At 60.1% G+C, this 20,956-nt stretch carries 24 protein-coding genes; 8 read left to right on the top strand and 16 right to left on the bottom strand.

Translation table 11 applies throughout. The features are described 5' to 3' along the window. The first annotated feature begins 63 nt into the window (after nucleotides 1–63). Nucleotides 64–726, top strand: coding sequence for a L,D-transpeptidase (locus ABWV23_RS16925; RefSeq protein ID WP_353349846.1), 663 nt, complete (start codon nucleotides 64–66; stop codon nucleotides 724–726). Between the two features lie 47 nt (nucleotides 727–773). Here the strand turns inward: ABWV23_RS16925 and ABWV23_RS16920 are convergent, their stop codons facing one another. Continuing rightward, nucleotides 774–1,058: a hypothetical protein gene (locus tag ABWV23_RS16920; protein ID WP_043772563.1), complete on the bottom strand. Its 285-nt coding sequence runs from the start codon at nucleotides 1,056–1,058 to the stop codon at nucleotides 774–776. A gap of 183 nt (nucleotides 1,059–1,241) precedes the next feature. Here ABWV23_RS16920 and ABWV23_RS16915 point away from each other — a divergent pair, with 183 nt between their 5' ends. Further along, entirely contained in the window at nucleotides 1,242–3,596 is a 2,355-nt protein-coding gene (locus ABWV23_RS16915; protein WP_018001712.1) for a heavy metal translocating P-type ATPase, read from the top strand. Nucleotides 3,597–3,659: 63 nt separating this feature from the next. Continuing rightward, nucleotides 3,660–4,172: a L,D-transpeptidase family protein gene (locus ABWV23_RS16910; protein WP_018001713.1), complete on the top strand. Its 513-nt coding sequence runs from the start codon at nucleotides 3,660–3,662 to the stop codon at nucleotides 4,170–4,172. Nucleotides 4,173–4,181: 9 nt separating this feature from the next. Here the strand turns inward: ABWV23_RS16910 and lnt are convergent, their stop codons facing one another. From lnt to ABWV23_RS16860, 10 genes are read right to left on the bottom strand one after another with little or no spacing between them, the layout of a single operon-like run. Then, the gene (lnt, locus tag ABWV23_RS16905) at nucleotides 4,182–5,759 is read right to left on the bottom strand and encodes an apolipoprotein N-acyltransferase (protein ID WP_018001714.1); all 1,578 of its coding nucleotides are present in this window, start codon (nucleotides 5,757–5,759) and stop codon (nucleotides 4,182–4,184) included. Continuing rightward, complete coding sequence (gene lspA, locus ABWV23_RS16900) at nucleotides 5,726–6,184, bottom strand: signal peptidase II (RefSeq protein WP_018001715.1); 459 nt, start codon at nucleotides 6,182–6,184, stop codon at nucleotides 5,726–5,728. The genes lnt and lspA overlap by 34 nt, the downstream gene beginning before the upstream one ends. A gap of 28 nt (nucleotides 6,185–6,212) precedes the next feature. Continuing rightward, the gene (locus tag ABWV23_RS16895; RefSeq protein ID WP_026155630.1) at nucleotides 6,213–6,995 is read right to left on the bottom strand and encodes a ZIP family metal transporter; all 783 of its coding nucleotides are present in this window, start codon (nucleotides 6,993–6,995) and stop codon (nucleotides 6,213–6,215) included. A 12-nt stretch (nucleotides 6,996–7,007) separates the two neighbouring features. Continuing rightward, nucleotides 7,008–7,463 carry a DUF411 domain-containing protein gene (locus ABWV23_RS16890; RefSeq protein ID WP_018001717.1) on the bottom strand — a complete coding sequence of 152 codons (456 nt, stop codon included), beginning with the start codon at nucleotides 7,461–7,463 and terminating at the stop codon, nucleotides 7,008–7,010. Between the two features lie 3 nt (nucleotides 7,464–7,466). Continuing rightward, entirely contained in the window at nucleotides 7,467–8,840 is a 1,374-nt protein-coding gene (locus ABWV23_RS16885) for a M23 family metallopeptidase (protein WP_026155631.1), read from the bottom strand. After that, nucleotides 8,837–9,463 carry an SCO family protein gene (locus ABWV23_RS16880; protein WP_026155632.1) on the bottom strand — a complete coding sequence of 209 codons (627 nt, stop codon included), beginning with the start codon at nucleotides 9,461–9,463 and terminating at the stop codon, nucleotides 8,837–8,839. The genes ABWV23_RS16885 and ABWV23_RS16880 overlap by 4 nt, the downstream gene beginning before the upstream one ends. Then, nucleotides 9,463–9,930 (bottom strand): copper chaperone PCu(A)C, encoded by a 468-nt coding sequence (locus tag ABWV23_RS16875; protein WP_018001720.1) that lies wholly within the window; start codon nucleotides 9,928–9,930, stop codon nucleotides 9,463–9,465. Before ABWV23_RS16875 ends, ABWV23_RS16880 begins: the two co-directional genes overlap by 1 nt. Before the next feature lie 23 nt (nucleotides 9,931–9,953). Further along, nucleotides 9,954–10,613 carry a DsbA family protein gene (locus ABWV23_RS16870; RefSeq protein WP_018001721.1) on the bottom strand — a complete coding sequence of 220 codons (660 nt, stop codon included), beginning with the start codon at nucleotides 10,611–10,613 and terminating at the stop codon, nucleotides 9,954–9,956. Beyond that, nucleotides 10,610–11,032 (bottom strand): disulfide bond formation protein B, encoded by a 423-nt coding sequence (locus ABWV23_RS16865; RefSeq protein ID WP_018001722.1) that lies wholly within the window; start codon nucleotides 11,030–11,032, stop codon nucleotides 10,610–10,612. The genes ABWV23_RS16870 and ABWV23_RS16865 overlap by 4 nt, the downstream gene beginning before the upstream one ends. Before the next feature lie 5 nt (nucleotides 11,033–11,037). Then, nucleotides 11,038–11,604: an SCO family protein gene (locus ABWV23_RS16860; protein WP_272009253.1), complete on the bottom strand. Its 567-nt coding sequence runs from the start codon at nucleotides 11,602–11,604 to the stop codon at nucleotides 11,038–11,040. Nucleotides 11,605–11,811: 207 nt separating this feature from the next. Here ABWV23_RS16860 and ABWV23_RS16855 point away from each other — a divergent pair, with 207 nt between their 5' ends. Both ABWV23_RS16855 and ABWV23_RS16850 read left to right on the top strand, forming a co-directional pair. Next, complete coding sequence (locus ABWV23_RS16855) at nucleotides 11,812–12,240, top strand: MerR family transcriptional regulator (RefSeq protein ID WP_013959865.1); 429 nt, start codon at nucleotides 11,812–11,814, stop codon at nucleotides 12,238–12,240. Nucleotides 12,241–12,771: 531 nt separating this feature from the next. Beyond that, nucleotides 12,772–13,035 carry a transposase domain-containing protein gene (locus ABWV23_RS16850; protein ID WP_353349839.1) on the top strand — a complete coding sequence of 88 codons (264 nt, stop codon included), beginning with the start codon at nucleotides 12,772–12,774 and terminating at the stop codon, nucleotides 13,033–13,035. A 134-nt stretch (nucleotides 13,036–13,169) separates the two neighbouring features. On the opposite strand, the gene ABWV23_RS16845 is transcribed toward ABWV23_RS16850, so the two are convergent. Next, the gene (locus tag ABWV23_RS16845) at nucleotides 13,170–13,949 is read right to left on the bottom strand and encodes an alpha/beta hydrolase (RefSeq protein ID WP_353349837.1); all 780 of its coding nucleotides are present in this window, start codon (nucleotides 13,947–13,949) and stop codon (nucleotides 13,170–13,172) included. 71 nt (nucleotides 13,950–14,020) lie between these two features. Beyond that, a complete protein-coding gene (locus ABWV23_RS16840) occupies nucleotides 14,021–14,875 on the bottom strand; it encodes a LysR family transcriptional regulator (protein WP_353349835.1) in 855 nt (284 codons plus the stop codon). A 174-nt stretch (nucleotides 14,876–15,049) separates the two neighbouring features. On the opposite strand from ABWV23_RS16840, the gene ABWV23_RS16835 reads away from it, so the two are divergent. The 3 genes from ABWV23_RS16835 to ABWV23_RS16825 are packed head-to-tail and all read left to right on the top strand — an operon-like array spanning nucleotide 15,050 to nucleotide 18,010. Then, complete coding sequence (locus ABWV23_RS16835) at nucleotides 15,050–15,562, top strand: TRAP transporter small permease (protein ID WP_353349833.1); 513 nt, start codon at nucleotides 15,050–15,052, stop codon at nucleotides 15,560–15,562. Continuing rightward, on the top strand, nucleotides 15,559–16,869 hold the full coding sequence (locus ABWV23_RS16830; protein ID WP_353349831.1) for a TRAP transporter large permease: 1,311 nt from the start codon (nucleotides 15,559–15,561) through the stop codon (nucleotides 16,867–16,869). The genes ABWV23_RS16835 and ABWV23_RS16830 overlap by 4 nt, the downstream gene beginning before the upstream one ends. A 28-nt stretch (nucleotides 16,870–16,897) precedes the next feature. Beyond that, nucleotides 16,898–18,010, top strand: a complete 1,113-nt coding sequence (locus tag ABWV23_RS16825; protein ID WP_353349829.1) for a C4-dicarboxylate TRAP transporter substrate-binding protein — start codon at nucleotides 16,898–16,900, stop codon at nucleotides 18,008–18,010. Nucleotides 18,011–18,472: 462 nt separating this feature from the next. On the opposite strand, the gene rnk is transcribed toward ABWV23_RS16825, so the two are convergent. The 3 genes from rnk to ABWV23_RS16810 all read right to left on the bottom strand — a co-directional run bounded on the left by rnk (nucleotide 18,473) and on the right by ABWV23_RS16810 (nucleotide 20,332). Further along, on the bottom strand, nucleotides 18,473–18,871 hold the full coding sequence (gene rnk / locus ABWV23_RS16820) for a nucleoside diphosphate kinase regulator (RefSeq protein ID WP_353349827.1): 399 nt from the start codon (nucleotides 18,869–18,871) through the stop codon (nucleotides 18,473–18,475). Nucleotides 18,872–18,954: 83 nt separating this feature from the next. Then, nucleotides 18,955–19,422, bottom strand: a complete 468-nt coding sequence (locus tag ABWV23_RS16815) for a hypothetical protein (RefSeq protein ID WP_353349825.1) — start codon at nucleotides 19,420–19,422, stop codon at nucleotides 18,955–18,957. A 607-nt stretch (nucleotides 19,423–20,029) separates the two neighbouring features. Then, nucleotides 20,030–20,332 (bottom strand): DUF1127 domain-containing protein, encoded by a 303-nt coding sequence (locus ABWV23_RS16810; protein WP_353349823.1) that lies wholly within the window; start codon nucleotides 20,330–20,332, stop codon nucleotides 20,030–20,032. Nucleotides 20,333–20,956: the final 624 nt, after the last annotated feature.

The following is a 20,956-nucleotide window of genomic DNA, read 5'->3' as shown; positions in this document are numbered from 1 at the left end:
TATTCAAGGAGAACATATACCGTTCTTGCCATCAATCGTCGGCGGGAACCGAAAGGGTACGAAATGCTGACAAGACGACACTTCATTCAAACGACAACAGCGCTCTTTTCGGCGACTGTGGCCAACCCTGTGTTTGCCGATAGCTGGCCCACCGAAGCGCAGAAGGCTGAATGGGACGCGCAAGTCAGCCCGCCCGGCTTCGATCCGGCCACGTCAAACCCTTGGGGACTACACCCACGTTTCTTGCCTCAGCGTGTGGACGCGAAGGACGGCCTCGTGCCAGGAGACATCCATGTCGATGCGGTTGCGCGATATCTCTACCACATTGAGGAGGGTGGAACCGCGATGCGCTACGGCGTGGCGATCGCGCGGGGCAACCTCTACGAGTCAGGTGTTTATAACATCAAGCGCAAGGTCAGGTGGCCGCACTGGACGCCGACACAGAACATGATCGAGCGGGATCCTGAAAACGCAAGATGGGCCGACGGGATGGAACCCGGCCCTCAAAACGCCTTGGGATCGCGGGCGCTCTATCTCTATGTCGGAGATCGCGACACCTATCTTCGGATACACGGCACACCCTATCCGAGAAGCATCGGCGGTCGCGCGAGTTCGGGTTGCGTGCGGATGGTTATGGCACACATCAACGAGCTCTATCCGAACGTCGAGATTGGATCGACAGCACATCTTTATTCGGCTGAGGACAGTGTTACCGCGAGAAGTTGAATGAGGTAATTAGCTTTGAGCGAAATGATGTGACGTGCGGGTCGTCGTCACGCTTCCCGCGCGACGCAGATCGGATTGCCGTTCACCGTGCGCAGCGGCAACAAGGTCGTTTCAACGGGGCCGCTGTGTTCGTACCAGTAGCACCCGTCTTCCGGCACCAAGCGCGCGGTTGCAACATCCTGATCCGGGGCAGCCATTGCAATCACAGCTTCGGGAACGTTGCCCGGCTGGTCTGCCGAGTCGCCCGATCCAGTCGGCTGGATTGCGCACCCGGCCGTAAGCGACAGCGCCACTGCAAACATTATTTTTTGCTTCAGCATCAAAACCCGCATCAAGCTTCCTTTCGTGTCTGTTTTTTCTTTGCATCGGCTTTTCATGCCTCAAGGCGTGATGGAGCCGGTCGCCGCATCCTCTAGCAATAAAACAAACTGAAATACCACCGTATTTTGCTCTTGAAGCTCTAGCTACTGTAGGGGCTATGTCATGGTAAAGCACCCGAATCCAGAGGTCCATTCATGCCGCCCGACACCCATCGTCACGACCACGATCACGCCGAAGATGCCCAGACAAGCGGCGGCAGCTGCTGCGGGAGCGCCGGAACGTGCGGCGACATCGTTCCGGCGACCCCCGCGCCAGCGGGCGGGCGCAGTTTTCAGGTGTCCGGCCTCGATTGCGCCGAGGAGGTAGCAATCCTGAACAAGGTGGTCGGCCCGAAGATCGGCGGGGCCGAGCATCTCGCGTTCGACGTGATCAATGGGCGGATGACTATTCTCGACAGCGCCAAGAGTTTATCGGACGGCGAAATTGCAGAACTGGTCGCAAGCACCGGCATGACCGCCAAGCCTTGGGATGCCGAGAACGCGTCGGTCGACCAGGCGGCCCATCTTGCAAGACAGCGGCTGTTTACGGCGCTCAGTGGAGGCTTCTGGGCCGCGGGATTTCTGTGGCACATCATCGAGACCGGCATGGGCGGGGCGCTCGGCCTCTTCGCGGGTCACGGCGAAGCGCCGATGCCACTGGTCGAGGCAGGGCTGTTCGCGGTTGCGATCCTGTTCGGTGTCTGGCTCGTGGCACCCAAGGCATGGTCGTCCGCTCGGCGGCTGTCGCCCGACATGAACCTGCTCATGGTGGTCGCCGTGGCCGGTGCCATCGGGCTTGGCGAATTTTTCGAGGCGGCGACAGTCGCGTTCTTCTTTTCGCTCTCGCTCTACCTCGAAAGCTGGAGCGTCGGGCGTGCGAGGAATGCGGTTTCAGCTCTGCTCGACCTCGCGCCGCCGACGGCAAGAGTTCTTCATGATGACGGCTCGGAAGCGGACGTTCCGGCTTCTGCGGTTGCTATCAACGCACGTTTCATCGTGCGCGGCGGAGACCGCATCCCATTGGATGGTGAGGTTGTCGATGGGGCAGGGGCCGTCGATCAGGCGCCGATCACCGGAGAGAGTGCGCTGGTCCCAAAGGAACGGGGCGACGAAGTCTATGCCGGTACGATCAACGGCGAAGGCACACTGACGGTGCGCGCCACGAAGGCCGCCTCGGACACCGTGTTGGCCAAGATTATCCGCATGGTCGGCGACGCCCATGCCCGCCGCGCGCCGGTGGAGCAGTGGGTGGCGAAATTCGCCCGCATCTATACGCCTATCGTCATGGCTCTCGCCATTGCAATTGCCCTGCTGCCGCCGCTCATTTTCGGGGGGGCCTGGGATTATTGGTTCTACAATGCACTCGTGCTGCTGGTGATCGCTTGCCCATGCGCTCTGGTCATCTCGACACCGGTCTCCATCGTCGCTGCACTCACCGCCTCAGCGCGGGCCGGGGTGCTGATCAAGGGCGGTGCATATGTTGAGGCACCGGGCAAGACCACTGCACTGGCCATGGACAAGACCGGCACGATCACCATGGGCGAGCCCGAGGTGGCGGCGGTGCATCCGCTGGGCAAAGCATCGGCGCAAGATCTGATGACCCTCGCCGCTGGGCTGGAGGCACGTTCCTCGCATCCCTTGGCGCGCGCCATTCTTGCGCGGGCAGAAGCCGACGGCATCAAGGTATCCGCCGCGGAAGATACCCGAACCGTTCCGGGCAGGGGACTTGAAGGACGCACAGACGGCCGGTCGATCTGGCTGGGGTCGGACCGGTTTGCCGAGGAGAAGGGTTTCGGCGACGCCATTCCGAAGGATTTGCGCGACCGCATCGAAGGGGCTGGCAGCACCCTTGTTGCCGTGGGCGACGACACCGGTGTCACCGGCATCTTGGAATTGCGCGACCGTATCCGCCCGGATGCCAAAGGCATCGTGGCGCAGCTTCACGCGCAGGGTGTGAAGACCATCGTCATGCTGACCGGTGATAACGAGCGGACAGCGCGCGCTGTTGCAGCCGAGGTCGGCATCGACGAGGTCCGTGCCGAGCTTCTGCCCGAAGACAAGGTGACTGCCATCGAAGAACTGGTCGAAACGCATGACATGGTGGCCATGATCGGCGACGGGGTCAACGACGCCCCGGCCATGGCGCGCGCGCATTACGCCATCGCAATGGGTGCCGTTGGTTCGGACGCGGCAATCGAGACGGCGGATATAGCCCTGATGACCGACGATCTCGGCAAGGTGCCTTGGCTGATCGGTCATTCGCGCCGGACAATGTCGATCATTCATCAGAACATCGGTATTTCCTTGGCGACCAAGGGCGTTTTCGTTGTCGCTACCGCGTTCGGACTGGCATCGATGTGGGGCGCGATTGCAGCCGACGTAGGAGTGTCATTGCTGGTGGTGGCCAATGCCCTGCGCCTGCTGAACAGCCAAGAGGCCAAGGCGCCGCCGTCCGGCGGTGAGCAGGTTGGCCCACAGATGGCAAAGGCCGCGCTTGCCCACGGACATTGATCACGCAGCATTTGCAAGGTAACGTAATGTCCATAACAGACCTCACGAAAGAGGCATCGAGCAGTGAAAACCATCCGATTTCCCCGCCGCGCCGTCCTGTTGGGCGGGCTGGTAGCGTTTCTGTCCGGGTGTGCCAGCAAGTTCCGCAGCTATGACGGACCCGAAGTCACCCGTGTTCGGCTTTACAAGGGACAGCGCTTGCTTGTTCTCGACGGAGCCGATCGCGTCTTGCAAACCTATCCGGTCGGGCTGGGTTTCGCTCCTGAGGGTCACAAACAATTCGAGGGGGATGGCCGGACTCCGGAAGGAGTTTACACAATCGACAGGCGAAACCCCAACAGCACCTACCATCTTTCGATTGGCATCTCTTATCCGAACGAGGCCGACATCGCCTTTGCCGAAGCGCAGGGCCTTTCCCCCGGCGGCGACATCTTCATCCATGGTGGCCCACGCCCCGGCATCGACCCGACAAATGTCCGCGACTGGACAGCTGGCTGCATCGCGGTCACGGATCGGGAGATCGAGGACATCTATGCAATGGTGAAGGACGGGACACCTATCCACATCTTTGCATGACGGTCTTTCTCATGCGGCGGTAGTGAGCCGTCGCATTGGCGCCATTGCCCAGCTCCACGAAGCCAAGATGAGCGCCAACAGCATCCAGTCCCCGAAGCTCGCGTAGAGTGTCGGCGGTCGCGCGGAGGGCAGGCTAGCGTCGATGATGCCCGTTTCGCCGGTATCGAGCCGCGCAACGATCTCTCCGCTCGCGTCGATGACCGCAGAGATGCCCGTATTCGCGGCTCGGATGACTGGAAGGCCTTCCTCTACGGCGCGCATACGTGCGGAAGCCAGATGCTGCTCGGGTCCGATGCTGGTGCCAAACCAGGCATCGTTTGTCGCGTTGAAAATCCAGTCCGGCCGGAACAGGTCGTCGACCACATGCCCTGGGAAGATGATCTCATAGCAGATCGCCACGGCGACCAGCGGCACACCCGGAAGCGCAAGCGTTCTCGGGCCCGGTCCGGGCGTAAAATCGCCCAGACCCGCCGTGAGCCGCTCGATGGGCAACCAGCCGCGGAATGGCACATATTCGCCGAAGGGCACGAGATGGTGTTTCGCGTATCCGGTCAGGATCTCGCCGGTCTCGTCAAATGCCTGGACCGTGTTGAAATATCGGGTGCCATCCTCGCTCGGTACACGGTCCGGCACACCGGTAAGCAGCACTCTGCCGTCTGGTAGCGCTGCGGCAATGCGGGCCCGTGCCTCCGTATCCTCATCGAGGAAACCCGGAAAGGCGGTTTCCGGCCAGAGAAGCACGTCGAAATCGCCGGGCCGGGTTGAAAGCTCAAGATAGCGCGCGAAGGTCGCCTCGCGGTTCTCGGGAGCCCATTTCTCCTCTTGTGGAATGTTGCCCTGGACGATGCGCAGGTCGACACCGGGTGGCTGTTGTGCATCCGACTGGAGGCGCAGCGTGCCGACAGCCCACATCGTCGCGATTCCGGCCAGCGCCATGAGCGAGATGGTCAATCGTTGCCGCCCGGACGCCATAGCAGCCGCGCCAGGGAGTACCGCGACGAACACGGTGAGAAAGCTTAGCCCATAGCTTCCGACCCAGGCGGCGGTCTGGCGAAGGGCGGCGTAGTCTACAAGTGCGTAACCGGCCAGGTTCCAGGGAAACCCTGTCAGAACGTGACCACGCAACCACTCGGCCACGGTCCAGGAGGTCGCGAACAGGAGGCAGGCCAAGAGACTGCCCATGGCTCCGCGCCGCGCGATTTCGGCAAAAAGCGCAGCGGCAATGGCTGGGAAAATCGCGAGACCTGCGGACAATCCCGCGACCGCCGGAATCGCCATCGTCCCAAACCGCTCGGCCTCGACGTAGAAACTTTCCGCGATCCACCAAATCCCGAAACCGAACTGGCCGAGACCAAACGCCCAGCCGACGAGGAAAGCGCGCCCGAAGGAGAGATCGCGAAGCCCGACAAACAACGCGGAATAGGCAACGGGAACGAGCAGGAGAATCGAAAGAGGCGGGAAAGTCAGAACGGTCATCGCCCCGGCGGCGAAACCAAGCGTCATCCGCGAAAGCAAACGGTGGCGCAGAGCGATGCGGTTCAGAATTTCCGGCTTCACGACTTGATCGAACGCCGCGCGCTGATCCATGGCGCGGCGAGCAAGAGCCCCACGCCACTGACGACAAATACATCGGCCAAGTTGAAGGCAGGCCAATGTGTTGTGCCAATGTAGAAATCGAGAAAGTCTGTTACAGCCCGATACCGCACACGATCGATGACATTGCCCAGGGCTCCGCCAATGATCGCACCGTAGGCAAGCGTTTCCACCGCATTGTCGGCGCGAAACAGCATAACCCCCAGCCAAACACAGATGGCAAGAGCGAAAGCGATGAGGCTCCACCACGGCGCGCCGCCCAACATCCCGAAAGTCACGCCGTCATTACGATAAAAGACGAGGTTGAATCCCGGAAACACGGGAATTCCGGCGCTTAAAGTGACGGCATTCGCAACGACAATGGCTTTGGTGATCTGATCGATCGCGAACGCAGCAAGTGCTGCGAAGACGCCGATCATCGGAGATACCTTGTTTAGTGACATTGCCTCATCCCAACCAGACATCAAGGAACAGCATCAGAACGAGCCCGACTGCGAGACCGAGCGTCGCCCTGTTCTGATGGCCGCTGCGATGGGTTTCGGGGATGATTTCGTGGCTAATGACGTAGAGCATTGCGCCCGCGGCAAAGGCCAGACCCCATGGAAGCAGCGGTTCCGACAGTGTGATGATGCCGGCCCCGAGCAAACCGCCAATCGGCTCGATCATGCCCGTCAGCGCCGCGATGCCCCAGGCGCGCAGCTTCGGATATCCCTCGCCCAGCAGAGATACAGCGACGGCCAATCCTTCGGGCGCATTCTGAAGCCCGATGCCGATGGCGAGCGGCAGACCGCCCTCCATACCTCCGGATCCGAAGCCGACCCCAACCGCAAGGCCTTCGGGGAAGTTGTGGATCGTGATTGCGATGATGAACAGCCAGACCCGCCGCAAAGACGCCGCTTCGGGCCCTTCGCGTCCCGTCTTGAAGTGCTCGTGCGGCAGCTTTTCGTTCATCAGGGCGACAGCCCCCATGCCCAGAAGAATCGAAACGCATACGATGGCCGCAGGCATCGCGCCGTTTTCGAACATCGGCTCCGCCGCATCCAATGCCGGGATGATCAGCGAAAAGAAAGAAGCGGCGAGCATCACACCGGCAGCGAAGCCGAGCGACAGATCGCGTGTGGCCCGAGACGGGATGCGCCCGAACAGCACGGGAACTGCTCCGACTGCTGTGAGCGATCCGGCGGCAAGACTTCCGAGAAAGCCGAGCATTATCGGAGACAGATTTTCCATGGGCGGGCCAGATTATCCTTCGGCGTAGCTCGAAAAGACTTCCGTCGACCCGTCCTTGCGGATGAGGAAGACATCATAGGCCTCGCGGTCGTCTTCTGGCCCCATGCCGGGCGAGCCATAGGGCATCCCCGGAACAGCGAGGCCGACGGCGTCCGGGCGCTCCTCGAGAAGGCGGCGGATGTCAGCGGCCGGTACATGGCCCTCGATGACGTAGCCGTCAATGAGCGCGGTGTGGCAGGAGACCATGCGCTGCGGCACGCCGTTGTCTAGCTTGAAGCGCACGAGAAGCCCGCCGAACATGTCCTGGCCGGTCGGCACAAACCCGTTCTCTTCGAGATGTTTCATCCACGAGAGGCAGCAGCCGCATCCGTTGGTCTTGCGGACGTCGATCGCCGTTGCCTCTGCGAGGGCCTGGGCCGCTGGGAACAGGGCGAGCGTGATGGCAAGAACTTGTGTCATGCGTTTCATGGGTCAGAGCCTTTCGGTTGTCGTTTTGGCAATCTCGCTGCCGAGGTTTTCATTCAGAAGCGCCCGCGCCTCGGCCAGACGCGAGAGCGCGGCGGTATCATCCGCATCGCTCTCGGCCGCTTCGGCGAGCCGGTCGTCAGAGAGGGGGTCAGTCGGGCGCCCATCCACGAGCACCTCATAGTGCAGGTTCGGACCTGTCGCCGTGCCAGTCGCGCCGACGCGGCCGATCACGTCTCCCGCCGCAACGCGTTGGCCTTGTGCCAAGTCTTCCGGCACGGCGCTCAGATGCGCGTAGCGCGTCATGGTGTCGGAGCCGTGCAAGATTTCGACCACGCGACCATATCCGCCGCGCCAGCCGATGAAATTGACCCGCCCCGGTGCCGTCGCTTGAACCGGTGTCCCACGTGCCGCTGCAAAATCGACGCCGGTGTGCATCCGGACGTTGCCAAAGACCGGATGCGTGCGGCGTCCGAACACCGAGCTGAGGCGCGCACCCTCTACCGGCTGTGCGAAGACGCGCAGCACCTCGCCATCGACGTAGATCGTCGCCTGACCGCTGCCGTCGTCCGGCCATACGATCTCGTAAAGCGAACCGCCGATCTCCAGTGCGGCGAAGGCGAGTTCGGGCTGTCCGATCCTGTCCTCTCCGACCCGCGCCTCACGCCAGAGAAGCCTTAGTGTTTCGCCACCGGCCATCTCGCGGCGGAAATCCACGGTCCCACCCAGCATCTGCGCAAGGTCCACGGAAAAACGGGCGGGTATGCCGGCTTCGTCGAGTGCCGCGAAGATCGAGCTGTCGATCATGGCTTCGCCGGCAAGGGTTACGATTTCCGGATCCGGAGCCACGACCTGCGTGGACATCTGCTCGCCGAAAACCACCTCGATCCGAACCCCGTCCTCGACGGCGAGTGAGACGGTGCGGGGGCTGCCGTCCACGGTCGAAGCGACAGTGACCGAGTGCCCCGGCCGCAGCCGTCGCAGATCGTATTCCGCACCAAGCGCGAGGGCAACTTCGGCTCTGTCAGGTGCCGCAAGACCGGCCTCTGACAGCAAGAAATCGAGCGTTTCGCCCGGAGCAATGTCGCGCGACCACGTCGACAGGGGTGGCTCGATCGCTTGCACCGGCCTGTCGGCAAACGCGGCCTGCAGAAGGGGCAGCGGGCTGAGGTCGGGTGCATCGTCTGCCCATGCCGCCGCGGGCAGCGTCACGGGGATGTCAACGTTCTGGGGGGCTTCAGGACCTTGGGGCATCCAGCTACCTGCCTGGGCAAGTTCCGGCGGCACGGGTTCTTTCGACATGGAATCAGAGATGGCGATAGCCGCTCCCGAAACCGTCCCCGCAATTGCGACACAAGCCGCCAAAGTTCTGAGCCTCATGTCGCCCCCTCCATTTCTTCTTCCAGCGCGCGGCGGATCTTCGGCACCGCGAATTCTTTGGGCTCGTGATAGTCGATCATGGTGACGAATCGCCCAGAGGCTGCGAACAGGAAGACGCTCGCGGTGTGGTTCATCGTGTAATCGCCGCTCTCCGCCGGTACTCGCTCGTAGGTGGCGCGGAAGCCGTCCGCGACGCGCGCTATCTGCTCTTCCGGTCCCGTCCAGCCGCGGATCGCCGGATGGAAGTAGCCGACATATTCGGCCATCGTTTCGACAGTGTCGCGCTCGGGATCGACCGTGATGAAAACCACGTTCATCTCGTCGGCCTCGTCTCCCAGATCGTCGAGCCATCCCGAAATGTCAGAAAGCGTGGTCGGGCAGACATCGGGACAGTAGGTGAAGCCGAAGAACGCCATCGTCGGGCGACCGATCAGGGTTTCCGGCCCGACCGCGTTGCCCTCATGATCCGTCAGACGGAAATCCATCTCGGTCAGGGCCACAGGCCGCTGCCCGACAGGTTCGGGTCCACCGGGTCCATCGACCTGCCACCAACCGACGAAGAGCATCAGGGCGACCGCCCCGACACCAGCCGCGCCGTACCCCAGGACCGCCCGTCGCCGCATCAGTCCTCTGGCCCCCGCGCGGCGATTCCGAGGATCGGCACCTTGACCGTCACTTCGCCTCCGTCGTCGAAAAGCAGGGTCAGCGGAAAGGTGTCCCCTTCCGTCATCGGTTCTTGTAGCCGCATCAGCATTGCGTGCAGGCCCCCCGGTTCGAGCGCGACGCTCTCGCCCGGGGCGATCGCGATCTCCCCCGCCGGGCTCATGGAGCTCACACCTTCGGCATTGGTCTTCGTCTCGTGGATTTCGGGCATCATCGCGAGCGGTGTTGTAAGGCCGATCAGCGTCACCGGCTCGTCGCCAGTGTTGCGGATCGTCATGTAAGCGGCCCCGGGACGGTTCATCCCGATGGAGGCGCGGGACCACGCGTTCTCGACGACAACATCCTCGGGTCCGGCCAGCGCGGGCACCGAGAGCCCTCCAAGGGTCAAAAGCGCGGCCAGTGTGCCAGTCAAAATATACTTTTTCATCGTTCTGATCCTGCCCTTTCCATTCAGCTTTGCGCGGCAGCGACTTCGGCGGCCACCAGACGACGCAACTCTGCCTCCCCGAATGGATCGAGCGGCTTGCCGTTCACAAAGAATGTGGGCGTCTGGCGAATTCCCACGGCCTCGACGTCAGCACGATCCTGGTTAAGGATCGCCACGACACCGGGTGCCAGCATTTGCGTGCGCGCGGCTTCGGCATCGAGTCCGGCCGTGGCGGCGATCTGAAGGATCAGGCCAGGCGCCGGGGCACCGTGCGACGCCCATCTCGGCTGTTCCCGCAGAACGGCCTCGAGCACCGGCACGTAAACGTCCTGCATGCGCGCCGCTTCGAGCACGCGGATGGCTTCCTCGGATGCCGCGCCGTGGAAGGGCGTGTAGCGGATCACGACGCGGACAGCTTCCCCATGCTCGGCCATGATGTCCTTCACGATGGGATGAAAGGCGCGACAGGCCTCGCAGGCCGGATCGAAGAATTCGACGATCGTGACGGGCGCATCCGCAGGCCCGAGGATGGGCGAGTAGGGGCGGATCATCGCCTCCGCAAGTTCCGGAGCAACGGGCTCCGCTTCGGCCACTGGGCCGGGGCGGATTGCAAACCAGGTGGCTCCGCCGAAACCGGCGGCGCCGAGGGCAAGAACGGACAGGATCAGGCCGCGTCGATTCATGTTCGTGTGTCCTTCAATGAAAGGGCCGACAGCGCCCCGATCAGCGCGAAGGCGGCGAGCGCCATCAGCGGGATAGGGATGCCGAAGACCAGTTGGTTGTCATCGGTGCAAGAGGGGCCGGTGGCCGTGCAGGGCTGGACGCGTTCGGGAACAAGACCGACGTACAGCCCCATGTGCCAGAGGGCGATTGCGCCGCCGCCAAGCGCCAATGCGATGCCGTAGCGCCCCACGCGGCCGTCCCGCCACCAAAGGCCGAGCCCGAGGACAATGGCCAAGGGGAACATGAAGGCGCGCTGGAACCAGCACAGCACACAGGGCGTCTGCCCCAGCACCTCGCCGACAAAAAGCACGGCAAGCGAGGCGACGAGCGCGATGATCCACGCCAGCCCGAGGGCTGTTTCTCCGGACATACGGTTCATGTCGGTCAGAACCTCTCTTCCAGATCGGCGAGTATCTCTTCGGCGGAGGTGCCGTAGGGCCACGAGTCGGCGAAGCCCGCGTCGGGATCGAAGAGGAACAAATGCGACGTGTGGCCCATCGTGTAACCATCCGGCGCCGCAGCCTCTTCGACGCGTTCAAAGAAGATCGGAAACGTCTCGGATGTGGCGGCGATCTGTTCCGGCGTGCCGGTCAGACCGATGATGCCCGCATCGAACAGCGGGACGTATTCGGCGAGTGCGGCGGGCGTGTCCCGTTCGGGGTCGATGGTGATGAAAATCGGCTGGACCTTGGCGGCATCGTCGCCCAGACCGTCCATCACCGCCGCGACCTCGGATAGGGTCGTCGGGCAGACGTCGGGGCAGTTGGTAAAGCCGAAAAAAACCAGCATCCAGCGCCCCGCAAAGTCCTCCTCGGTTCGAACCATACCCTGGTGGTCCGTCAGTTCGAACTCAGCGAAAAAAGGCGGTTCGGCGTCGGTTCGGGCGCTATCGGCACGATAATCGGACCATAGCAAAAGCCATATGAAGGCAAGCGCTGCCACGCCTGCCAAAACCCAAAGAAACTTCTGTGCCGATGTAAGGGACAATCCTGTTCGCCTGATTTTGATTCTTATTGCCTGTGCGGATACATCCTCTAGCTGCTAGAGGTTCAAGCACGAAATCATGGTATAGCTTGAACTCACGCGTCTGTGAAACCGACACTTGTTTATTCCGACGGCAAAACCTACACAAACTGTATCTTTTTCATGGAGGCGAAAATGCTCACGATCGGTACTCTGTCAAAGAAGACTGGCACGAAGGTGCAGACCATCCGGTACTACGAACAGATTGGGCTCATGCCCGAACCTGGCAGGACCGAAGGCGGGCAGAGGCGCTACGACAATGCACAGCTCGACCGGCTGTCCTTCATCCGCCATTCGCGACAACTCGGTTTCTCGCTCGATGCGATCCGCGAGCTGCTCGACCTCAGCGACCATCCCAACCGGCCCTGTGATGAGGCTGATGCCATCGCGCGTCGCCAGCTCAAACAGGTGGAGCAGCGCATGGCCCGCCTGAAGGCGCTGCGCACGGAACTGAAACGCATGGTTCACGAATGCAGCGGCGGGCGGACGGGAGATTGCAAGGTGCTTGAGGTGTTGCGGGACCATTCGGAATGCTTGACCGAACACGAGGAAATCGGGGCCTGAAGGAATTCAGCCAACATTCCGGCTGGAACGCAGATCTGCCGCAGAAGTTAATGTGTCGTACAACACAAGCTGGAACCACAAAATGGCCGCTAGACAAGATTCAATGGAGAGACGGACGCTTTGGATCGTTCTGGCGCTCAATATCGGTTTGGCCGTGGCTGTCGCGTAGCCCTTAATTGTGAGATGAGAAAACCAACGAAATCAACGGCCAACCTTTGCCCTTAAATATGAGATTTTGTCTTCAATTCCGATATTTTGCCCTTAAACCTGAGACAGGGTTCGGCCAGATACTCTATGGCAAGACGCGGAAACTCCGCTCGAAGGCGCTGGAATATCGTATTTAAGGGCAAATTTGACGCTCAAAGCGTCATGTCTCGGAATTAAGGGCTACGCGACACGCAGTTGATCACATCGCGCAAAGGCGCGCGAGAAGCACAGGAATGATGACAGCCGAATCTCGCAGTTAAGGGCAAAATTTGTCGCCAAAAGCGTCGCATCTCGGATTTAAGGGCAACGCGACAGCCGGTCTCGATGAAGGCGGCATCGCTTATCGAGACCGGCAAGATCAACGGCGTAGAGCCCTTCGTTACCTCAAGACTAGCTCGCGGCCACCCGCAAGCTAGTCTCAACGACCTGCTGCGTGGAACTTCAGACTCTGAAGCTGAGCAGTCGGTCACGCTTAAAATAGCCATAGAACTGACGGCCGATCCAGTTGCGCCGGAAAACCTCATCGGATGGCCATTCATCGGCACCGTCCAATGCACCCAGCACCTCGCGGAGAACCGTGCTAGCTAGCTGGTAGCTCTGCGCCCTGATCGCTTTCAGGATCGTGAGCGAAAGGGTGCCGTAGCTTCTGGTCTGAGCACCACAGATCAAACGGCGGACCAGGTAGCTCTCAGGGACATTGCCAAGTGCCTTACAATAGCAGGCTATTTCGTAACAGTCGCTACTTGTCGCAGAAATTCGGCAATTCGCTCAGAGATTAGCCCACGGTCATAATCCAATGTCGCCACATGATAAGACCGCTCCAACCAGTTGAGATGTATCTCGCTTGACCTTACCGATGTGGCGATGCGGTGTGCGTTTTGGGGATCGACGACATTATCGCAGCGCGACTGCAGGATCAAAATGGGCTGGCGTATTAGAGGCAACAGCGCACCGGTGGCATTGGTCAAGAGAAAGCGCTCGTTCAGCGTTTCTCGAGGGATGCGATCATAGCAGATTTCGGCCATCCCGAACTCGGCGATATCGGACCCGATCCCCTCGATAAACGCGGCACCCTTTGTATCGTAGATAGGTGCCACCACTTCCGGACGGTAGAGACCTGTTGAGCCATTGATGCTGACCACGCCCTGTATCTTATCTGGCATCCGAGCAGCGAGGTTGAGCGACAGCGTCGCCCCCAAGGAAAGCCCCCCGACGACCACCCGTGCGCAGCGCGAGGATAGCGTTTCGAGCGCCGTTTCAGCAGACGCCACCCAGTCGGCTTGGTTTGTCTTTGCCAAGGCGGCGGGGGTCTCACCATGACCTGCTAACAGCGGGCAATACACCGTGGCGCCGCTGACCTCCTGAATTTTCTCGGCAACCTCACGCACGCTTTGCGGCGAGCTGGTGAAGCCATGGAAAAAGAGGAAACCGGTATCGCTGCCTTCGAGAAGAAAAGGCTGCGCTTCGGGCAAGTCGAAGGGGGCGATTGGCGTTTGTTTCATAGGCGCATAAAATCGCGCTATGGACGGATTACGCAAATAGACTTGCGGTATCGTGCGATAACCGAACGCGATCAACCCGGTGGGGGGAAGTGATTGCGGAACTGGCGCAGTAGGCCCGTATCGGCCTTGATGCTCCATGCCATGGAGATTGTTGCCTCTGCATCCAACCCATCAATAGGTACCAGTTCTAGCGCGGCTGGCAGGCTGTCGGCTATACTCATGGGAAAAAGCGTCACGCCGCGACGCTCGGCTACGCGCTGCAAGATCACCTGCACGTCCCAAGCCTCATCTACCACCACGGGGCTAAGAGCGGCCTGATCACATGCACTGTCGAGAAGCGCGCGCCACGACCGCCAGTTTTCCCGTAGCCCCATGACGAAGGGTGCGCCTTTCAAATCATTAACCCGTGCGGGAGCCTCTCCGGCGGGGGCGACAACACCGATGCGAGAACTCCAGACCGGTATCTGTTCGATCCCCGGCGCACCGACGGTAGGATGCGCCAGCAAAAAACCCAAGTCTATCACGCCGGATTTCAAATTTTTCAGTATATTATCGGTAGACATGACATGCATTTCGATCTGCACGCCCGGCACGCTGCGATGGAAATCATCCAGTGCCTCGGAGATTTGTCGCGATGTGGCGAGGGCGGAGTAGCCAACGATGATATGCCCGCGTGCGCCCGTTGTATTCTGACGCGATGCGCGGATCGTGCGCTCGAACTGCGCGACGGTTTGGCGCGCATCGTCTAGGAAAATGTTGCCTTCAGGTGTAGGCACCACCCATGGGCCGCTGCGGTCAAATATACGGAAGCCCAGATCAATTTCGGTGTCTTTAACGGCTTTCGAAATGGCAGGTTGCGCGATATTGAGCATTTTAGCCGCCGCACGGAACCCTTGGGCGTCGGCCACGGCCAGAGCATAGCGCAAGTGTCGAAGGTCAAGCCGGGTGGGTTTCGAGATAGCATCCATCCGCATTATTCCCATTGATCATGTTTCGTTATCACTCGATCAATCATCACTATTTGTCAACTGAACCCTGAGCGGAGAAGTTGAATCGGAATTACGGGATCTGATCCCGTCTTGGTATGGGGAGGAGGCCCGATGCTGACACTGTTTAACAGATTGTGCTCATGGCTGATGTTTATCGGCGGTTTCAGTGTTGTCGCGATGATGCTGAATGTCGTGGCAGACGTTGTTGCAAAACTCGTGTGGAACGCGCCGATCCAAGGCACGGTCGAGATGTCATCCTACTATTATATGGTCGCGCTAGTCATGTTGCCGATGGCCTTCGTTGAGATGCAGGACCAGCAGATCTCGGTTGATCTTCTGTTCAATCACTTTCCGAATTGGCTTAAAAAACTCGCGCTGATATTCAGTTGCCTCGCCGCGGCCGCTATTCTTGCCATTATGGCATGGCGTACAGGGCTTGATGCAATGCGCGCGCTTCATGTCGGTGAGGTTGTAATGGGCGGGCGTGAGGTTATCGTCTGGCCGTCAAGAATGGTTCTGCCGCTTGGCTTTGGCCTTGCCAGCCTCGCTGCACTTGTGCGTGCCGTATTGGTGCTGCGCGGACAGCCTGTCACCCAGTCCGAACTCGATGAGGGCATGTCATGAGCAACCTAGTTATCGGCTGGATCGGCGTTGGGACATTGTTTGGTCTGCTGGCTTTTCGCATGTCCATTGGGACAGCGTTGATGGCGGTGTCATTCGTTGGCATCACCATCATGTTCAACCTGCAAGCCGCGCTTGGCATTGTCAGCGCCATGCCGTTCAACTTTATCGGTGATTGGTCGCTAACTGCGATCCCCATGTTCCTTTTTATGGGATTTATCGCCGCGAACACTGGGCTAACGGCAGGCGCATTTGACTTGCTGCGTGTGTTGTTGGCGCGGGTGCCGGGTGGGTTGGCTTCGGCCAGTGTCGGGGCTTGTGGCTTGTTCGCCGCCGCTTCTGGCTCTTCCATCGCGACGACTGCTGCGATGTCGAAAATCGCTGTGCCGGAAATGTTGAAGGCAAAATACCATCCGTCGCTGGCCACCGGTGTGGTTGCAGCCTCGGGCACGCTTGGATCGCTGATCCCGCCGTCGATCCTCATGGTTCTCTATGGCATTTTTACCGAGCAATCAATTGGTCAGTTGTTTATCGCTGGCGTTATTCCCGGCGCGCTGTCAGCTTTTGTCTATATGGCGATGATTACTGTTCGGACCACTTTCACACCATCGCTTGCACCGCCCGTTGTTGGGCGAATTGATCGCGTGCAACTGCTCAGCTTACTTTGGTCGGTCTGGCCTTTCCCAGTACTAGTACTGGGCGTCTTGGGCGGCATTTTTGGTGGTTTCTTCACCCCGACCGAGGCCGGTGCCGTCGGCGCTTTCCTTGCCTCGACGGTCGCTCTTCTGCGCCGCTCACTGACTCGGAAAGCACTGTCCGAGGCGATCCGTCAGACAACACTGGCGACATCTTCGATCTTCTTTCTGTCTATCGGGGCGGTGATGTTCACCCGGTTCATGGGGCTGTCAGGCGTCCCCCGCGCGCTGACGGATATTATGCTCTCGGTCTCTGACAATCAGGTCGTGATCATCCTGATGATTGCTACACTTTTCGTGATCTTGGGCATGGTTATCGACTCTATCGGTCTAATCCTGCTGACCTTGCCAATCCTGCTGCCAGTCCTAGAGGCCGCAGATATCAACCTGATATGGTTCGGTATCATTTGCATCAAATTGCTGGAGATCGGCCTTGTGACACCCCCTGTAGGTCTGAACCTTTACGTCCTCCACAGCGCGCTGTCGGGCGAGGTCAAGCTGCGGGACATCATCTCGGGCACGACGTGGTTCATCGCGATGGATATCGTGACGCTTTTGATCCTGATCGCCTTTCCCGCGATCAGCTTGTTCCTGCCCTCACTCATGGCGCAGTGATGCTTTTTTAACCGGAGGAGACGACAATATGAAACTGAACATATCCATGATGGCCCTTGCGGCCTGTGGCCTCGGCACCGCTGCCGTCGCGCAGAACGCGAACCACTTTTTTGCAGAGCGTCATTCGATGGTGCGCGGCCCCTATGTGGAATTCGCCGAACGTGTGGCCGAAGAAACCAACGGCGACGTGAACTTCACCGTGTTCGCCGGTGGCTCGCTGCTGCCCCCTGCGGCCTCCTTGCAAGGCGTGCGCGACGGCGTGGCACAGGTGACTTATCACGCGGGCACTTACACTCCATCCGAGTTGCCAGTCGCCAACCTGATCGGCAACTTCGCCTTCTACAACACTGACCCGATGGTCATGGCCTTTGCCTCGACCGAGTTTGGCCTGACCAATGAGGCCGCTTTGGCCGAGTGGAAAGAAAATGGCGTGGTTTTTGGCGGCGGTTACTCGACCTCAGAATATTACATGATGTGCAACACGCCCGTCGCAACCTATGAGGACATTCAAGGCAAACGGCTGCGCATGGCCGGTGGTGCTTGGTCGCGCTTTGCGGAACATGTTGGCGCGGTGCCCGTGTCGACCCCCTCAAGTGAGATGTATACTGGCCTCGACACGGGCTCGCTTGACTGTGCCGTGGCGGCAGCCGACGCATTGGACTCTTTCTCGCTCTCGGATGTGGTAACCCACATGAACATGCTAGCCGTGGGCAGTTACTACGCTGGTTTCGAATGGGGCTATAACCCGACGTTCTGGCAGTCCCTGTCCGAAGAGTCGCGCAGCGTGCTATTCGACCAGATGGCTTACTACCTTGCGCAGCACCGGGTCGAGTTCGACAAGGATGTCGAAAAAGCCGTTTCCGCTGCCAAAGAGGGCGGTATGGAAGTCTTTGAGCCGGACCAAGCGCTGAAGGATTCACTCGCGGAATTCGTGAAAGCGGATGAAGCTGTGTTGATCGAAAACGCCAAAGGCCGCGGGGTCGAGAACCCCGAAGCGCTGCTGGAAGACTACAAACGCATCGTGGATCGCTGGGCCGAGTTGCTGGCCGAAGTGGATCATACCGACACAGACGCGCTGGCCTTGCTGGCGAAGGCTGAGATCTACGACAAATTGGACCGGGCAAGCTACGGCATGAACTAAATGCACAGCTCCCTACCTCGCGTTTTGGTCCCTAAAAACCTAAGTCAAAGCGCGGGGGGCGGATTGCCGCTTCGCCAGCTTGTGTTTTGTTTCAAGTGAGCGTTATCGTGGAGCTAGGCGACGCCATGCAGCAATATCTCCCTTGAAACGAACTTGTGACGGCACTCCTAGTAGCTCCAAATCCTCACGTAACCGCCCGATTGAGGCCGCCTGCGAAGGCTGCTCGAGTTAAGACACGTGCTGTCGCGTAGCCCTTAATTGTGAGATGAGAAAACCAACGAAATCAACGGCCAACCTTTGCCCTTAAATATGAGATTTTGTCTTCAATTCCGATATTTTGCCCTTAAACCTGAGACAGGGTTCGGCCAGATACTCTATGGCAAGACGCGGAAACTCCGCTCGAAGGCGCTGGAATATCGTATTTAAGGGCAAATTTGACGCTCAAAGCGTCATGTCTCGGAATTAAGGGCTACGCGACAGCCGCTCTCCGTCCCTGGTGTCCCAGTGGAGCGATGCGCCCTCTGCCAGTCCGATCAGGGCAACCCCGATCGGTGTCAGGATCGAGATCCGCCCGCGTGCGATGTCGGCGTCCTCTGGATAGACGGGCGTTACCGTCTTTTCCTGGCCGGTCGACTCATCCCGATAGGTGACCGCACGACCGATGGCCACGACGTTCTGCGGGAGTTTCGCCGCCGGAACGATACGGGCCCGGCCGATTTCGCCGAGCAGCCGGTCGGCAAGGTCCGGGTTGCGCTGGATCGCGCCCTCCGCAAGTGCCTCGAGCCTTTCCAGGCAATCAGCACCTATGACGACCCTGGGCCGCCGGCCGGTGCCGCGTGACGTAGAGAGTTGTTTGTTCATCGTAGTTTCCTTTCCACCATCTGGTGGTGTGAGTGAATTATGGGTGGCCACGGTCCCTGATCCGCCAGGGGCGGATCAGAGCATCAGGCCGCGGCGTGGTCCGGAGACGGATGCACATCCAACACCACGACGACTTCGATCTGACCGTCATCCCGCAGAAGCGGAACCTTCTGCAGCTTTCGCATCCCGATCAGGGTCGCCCCAAGCAATGAAGCAACGAGAATATGTCCCGGGACCGGCGTGGGGTTCATGGAGAGCACGCCGCTGCGAGCGCCCTCACCGCTGATCATGTAGGTGACGTGGCATCCGGCCACGACAAGATCAGGCGAGGCCGGCTCGGGAGTTCCGCGCGAGATCCGCAGCTTGTGGCGCAGCAGCCCGTTTAGCAGAGCGGGATTGGGCGAATTCCTGGTTCCGCGATAGCGGAGCAGGCGCTCAATACCGAGCCGGTCTTCGACAGTGAGAAGAAAGCCGCGCCCGACAGCGGAGCGTTCAAAGAGCGATCGAAAGTCAGTGCCGGCAGGCTGGTGGGTGATCCTGGTAATGGTCATGATATGTCTCCCGGAGCGGTAAAGCCCGCGTTCTCAGATGCAAGGATGTGAGAAAGCCCCGGGTGGTCGAAGACGCGCCTATGCGCAGACCGCCCGGGGACCCGGGCGGTTCAGAAGCAGAAACCGAAAAAGGTTTTCGTGCGTGACCATGAGGAGACCTTAGTCTTTGGGCGCACCCTGTCAATCTTCGAGACCGGGCGGGTTTTGGAACGGACAAGGATGCGCAGATCCCGCAAAGGTGAAGAAGGCGAATTGTTGACGAAATCCACGAGGCGGACTTCGACGACGGGGGGTCACCGACGGCGCACCTCGAAGATTGAGTCACGTCGAGTTTCCTGCATCCGCCGGCGGTGTGGCAGCGGGATGATGTTTGCCGAAGTCGTGCGACCACCATCATCTTCCCACCGCGCCAGGCATTTGACGCTCGGCTCAGCGACCGACCTCTCCATGTCACTTGGCCGGAAGAGCCTCGGGAACAGTTCTTCGAAATCTGCCTTGCAAAGCATCATTTTGTCACTCCTTTCCATCGCTCCATAGGGAGCAACTACACCGCCAATGCTGCGCACCACTGCAGTCCAGTGGTGCGCGTTCTCGCGAATGGGACCGGCTATGCCGCTCGGCCGCCGCGCCACCGCGCATCGACCTGCACATCCGGAGAAACTGGACGCATGCTCAGTTCACGATCTGTGAGACCATTGACGACGCGCGGGATATCACTGCGATCAATCCCGATGTCGCGCAGCAGGCGATCGTCCATGCCTCGAAGAGTTTCGATCATCTTCCGGCGTTGCCATTGGAGAAATGTGGTCCGGAGCCAACGTCGAAACGCTCCGGGCTTGCGGTTGCGCTGACTGGCCGTTCGAGGGCGTGGGAAGTGAGGGGGATCGGATTTGACGAGGTGGGGGTGCATGTCATGCTCCATGACGAAGAAACTGAACCGAGACGCACGCACCACGTCAGCCGGGCGACCCGCACAGGCATGATCTTCCGGCCAGATTGGCGCGATTGTCACTTCGACTGATCTGTAAGAGATCGAGAAGACCCCGAGGCGTGGACCGGCAAGCGGCCTGATCCCGCCCGGGGCTACCGGCGGTTCAGGGTGTTTCCTGCGTTGAGCAGGAACCTCGTATGAAGACTGAACATGGTCATGACCGAGATATCGGCATTCCGCGTGCGTATATCAAGAGCACGGCGTGGCCTGCGACCTTCTGGCACTGACGCCATCAGAGGCGGACGAGGCATATGGACGACGCCCCGCCAAAGGAGATCAAAGACCTCGGTCTATAGTCGCGCGGCAGCGACAACTGACTCTCATAGTGGTGCCACTTCGCCGCACCGCGGCCATGACGGTTGACAGAATCCATTTGTTGCATAGCCTATAAGCATGGTTACGAACGAAAGCCTCTTCCGGTTTCTGCTTCTGAACCGCCTCCCTGCCCGGGCGGCGAGCGCGTAACTGCGTTCACGGCCACCCGGGGATTTCTCGAACATTTTGATAGAGACATCGGGTCTGCAGAGCTCAGTCCCTGGGAGA

Source organism: Aquicoccus sp. SU-CL01552 (assembly GCF_040365005.1).
Taxonomy (GTDB): Bacteria; Pseudomonadota; Alphaproteobacteria; order Rhodobacterales; family Rhodobacteraceae; genus Antarcticimicrobium.
The sequence above is the reverse complement of the archived record's forward strand: the minus strand, read 5'-3'. Positions and strand labels throughout refer to the sequence as shown.

What these genes read in the sequence shown, in the direction of transcription:
- ABWV23_RS16925 (WP_353349846.1), top strand. Translation starts at nt 64, where the DNA reads ATGCTGACAAGACGACACTTCATTCAAACGACAACAGCGCTCTTTTCG.
- ABWV23_RS16920 (WP_043772563.1), bottom strand. Translation starts at nt 1,058, where the DNA reads ATGCGGGTTTTGATGCTGAAGCAAAAAATAATGTTTGCAGTGGCGCTG.
- ABWV23_RS16915 (WP_018001712.1), top strand. Translation starts at nt 1,242, where the DNA reads ATGCCGCCCGACACCCATCGTCACGACCACGATCACGCCGAAGATGCC.
- lnt (WP_018001714.1), bottom strand. Translation starts at nt 5,759, where the DNA reads ATGGATCAGCGCGCGGCGTTCGATCAAGTCGTGAAGCCGGAAATTCTG.
- lspA (WP_018001715.1), bottom strand. Translation starts at nt 6,184, where the DNA reads ATGATCGGCGTCTTCGCAGCACTTGCTGCGTTCGCGATCGATCAGATC.
- ABWV23_RS16895 (WP_026155630.1), bottom strand. Translation starts at nt 6,995, where the DNA reads ATGGAAAATCTGTCTCCGATAATGCTCGGCTTTCTCGGAAGTCTTGCC.
- ABWV23_RS16890 (WP_018001717.1), bottom strand. Translation starts at nt 7,463, where the DNA reads ATGAAACGCATGACACAAGTTCTTGCCATCACGCTCGCCCTGTTCCCA.
- ABWV23_RS16885 (WP_026155631.1), bottom strand. Translation starts at nt 8,840, where the DNA reads ATGAGGCTCAGAACTTTGGCGGCTTGTGTCGCAATTGCGGGGACGGTT.
- ABWV23_RS16880 (WP_026155632.1), bottom strand. Translation starts at nt 9,463, where the DNA reads ATGCGGCGACGGGCGGTCCTGGGGTACGGCGCGGCTGGTGTCGGGGCG.
- ABWV23_RS16875 (WP_018001720.1), bottom strand. Translation starts at nt 9,930, where the DNA reads ATGAAAAAGTATATTTTGACTGGCACACTGGCCGCGCTTTTGACCCTT.
- ABWV23_RS16870 (WP_018001721.1), bottom strand. Translation starts at nt 10,613, where the DNA reads ATGAATCGACGCGGCCTGATCCTGTCCGTTCTTGCCCTCGGCGCCGCC.
- ABWV23_RS16865 (WP_018001722.1), bottom strand. Translation starts at nt 11,032, where the DNA reads ATGAACCGTATGTCCGGAGAAACAGCCCTCGGGCTGGCGTGGATCATC.
- ABWV23_RS16855 (WP_013959865.1), top strand. Translation starts at nt 11,812, where the DNA reads ATGCTCACGATCGGTACTCTGTCAAAGAAGACTGGCACGAAGGTGCAG.
- ABWV23_RS16850 (WP_353349839.1), top strand. Translation starts at nt 12,772, where the DNA reads ATGAAGGCGGCATCGCTTATCGAGACCGGCAAGATCAACGGCGTAGAG.
- ABWV23_RS16845 (WP_353349837.1), bottom strand. Translation starts at nt 13,949, where the DNA reads ATGAAACAAACGCCAATCGCCCCCTTCGACTTGCCCGAAGCGCAGCCT.
- ABWV23_RS16835 (WP_353349833.1), top strand. Translation starts at nt 15,050, where the DNA reads ATGCTGACACTGTTTAACAGATTGTGCTCATGGCTGATGTTTATCGGC.
- ABWV23_RS16830 (WP_353349831.1), top strand. Translation starts at nt 15,559, where the DNA reads ATGAGCAACCTAGTTATCGGCTGGATCGGCGTTGGGACATTGTTTGGT.
- ABWV23_RS16825 (WP_353349829.1), top strand. Translation starts at nt 16,898, where the DNA reads ATGAAACTGAACATATCCATGATGGCCCTTGCGGCCTGTGGCCTCGGC.
- rnk (WP_353349827.1), bottom strand. Translation starts at nt 18,871, where the DNA reads ATGAACAAACAACTCTCTACGTCACGCGGCACCGGCCGGCGGCCCAGG.
- ABWV23_RS16815 (WP_353349825.1), bottom strand. Translation starts at nt 19,422, where the DNA reads ATGACCATTACCAGGATCACCCACCAGCCTGCCGGCACTGACTTTCGA.
- ABWV23_RS16810 (WP_353349823.1), bottom strand. Translation starts at nt 20,332, where the DNA reads ATGCACCCCCACCTCGTCAAATCCGATCCCCCTCACTTCCCACGCCCT.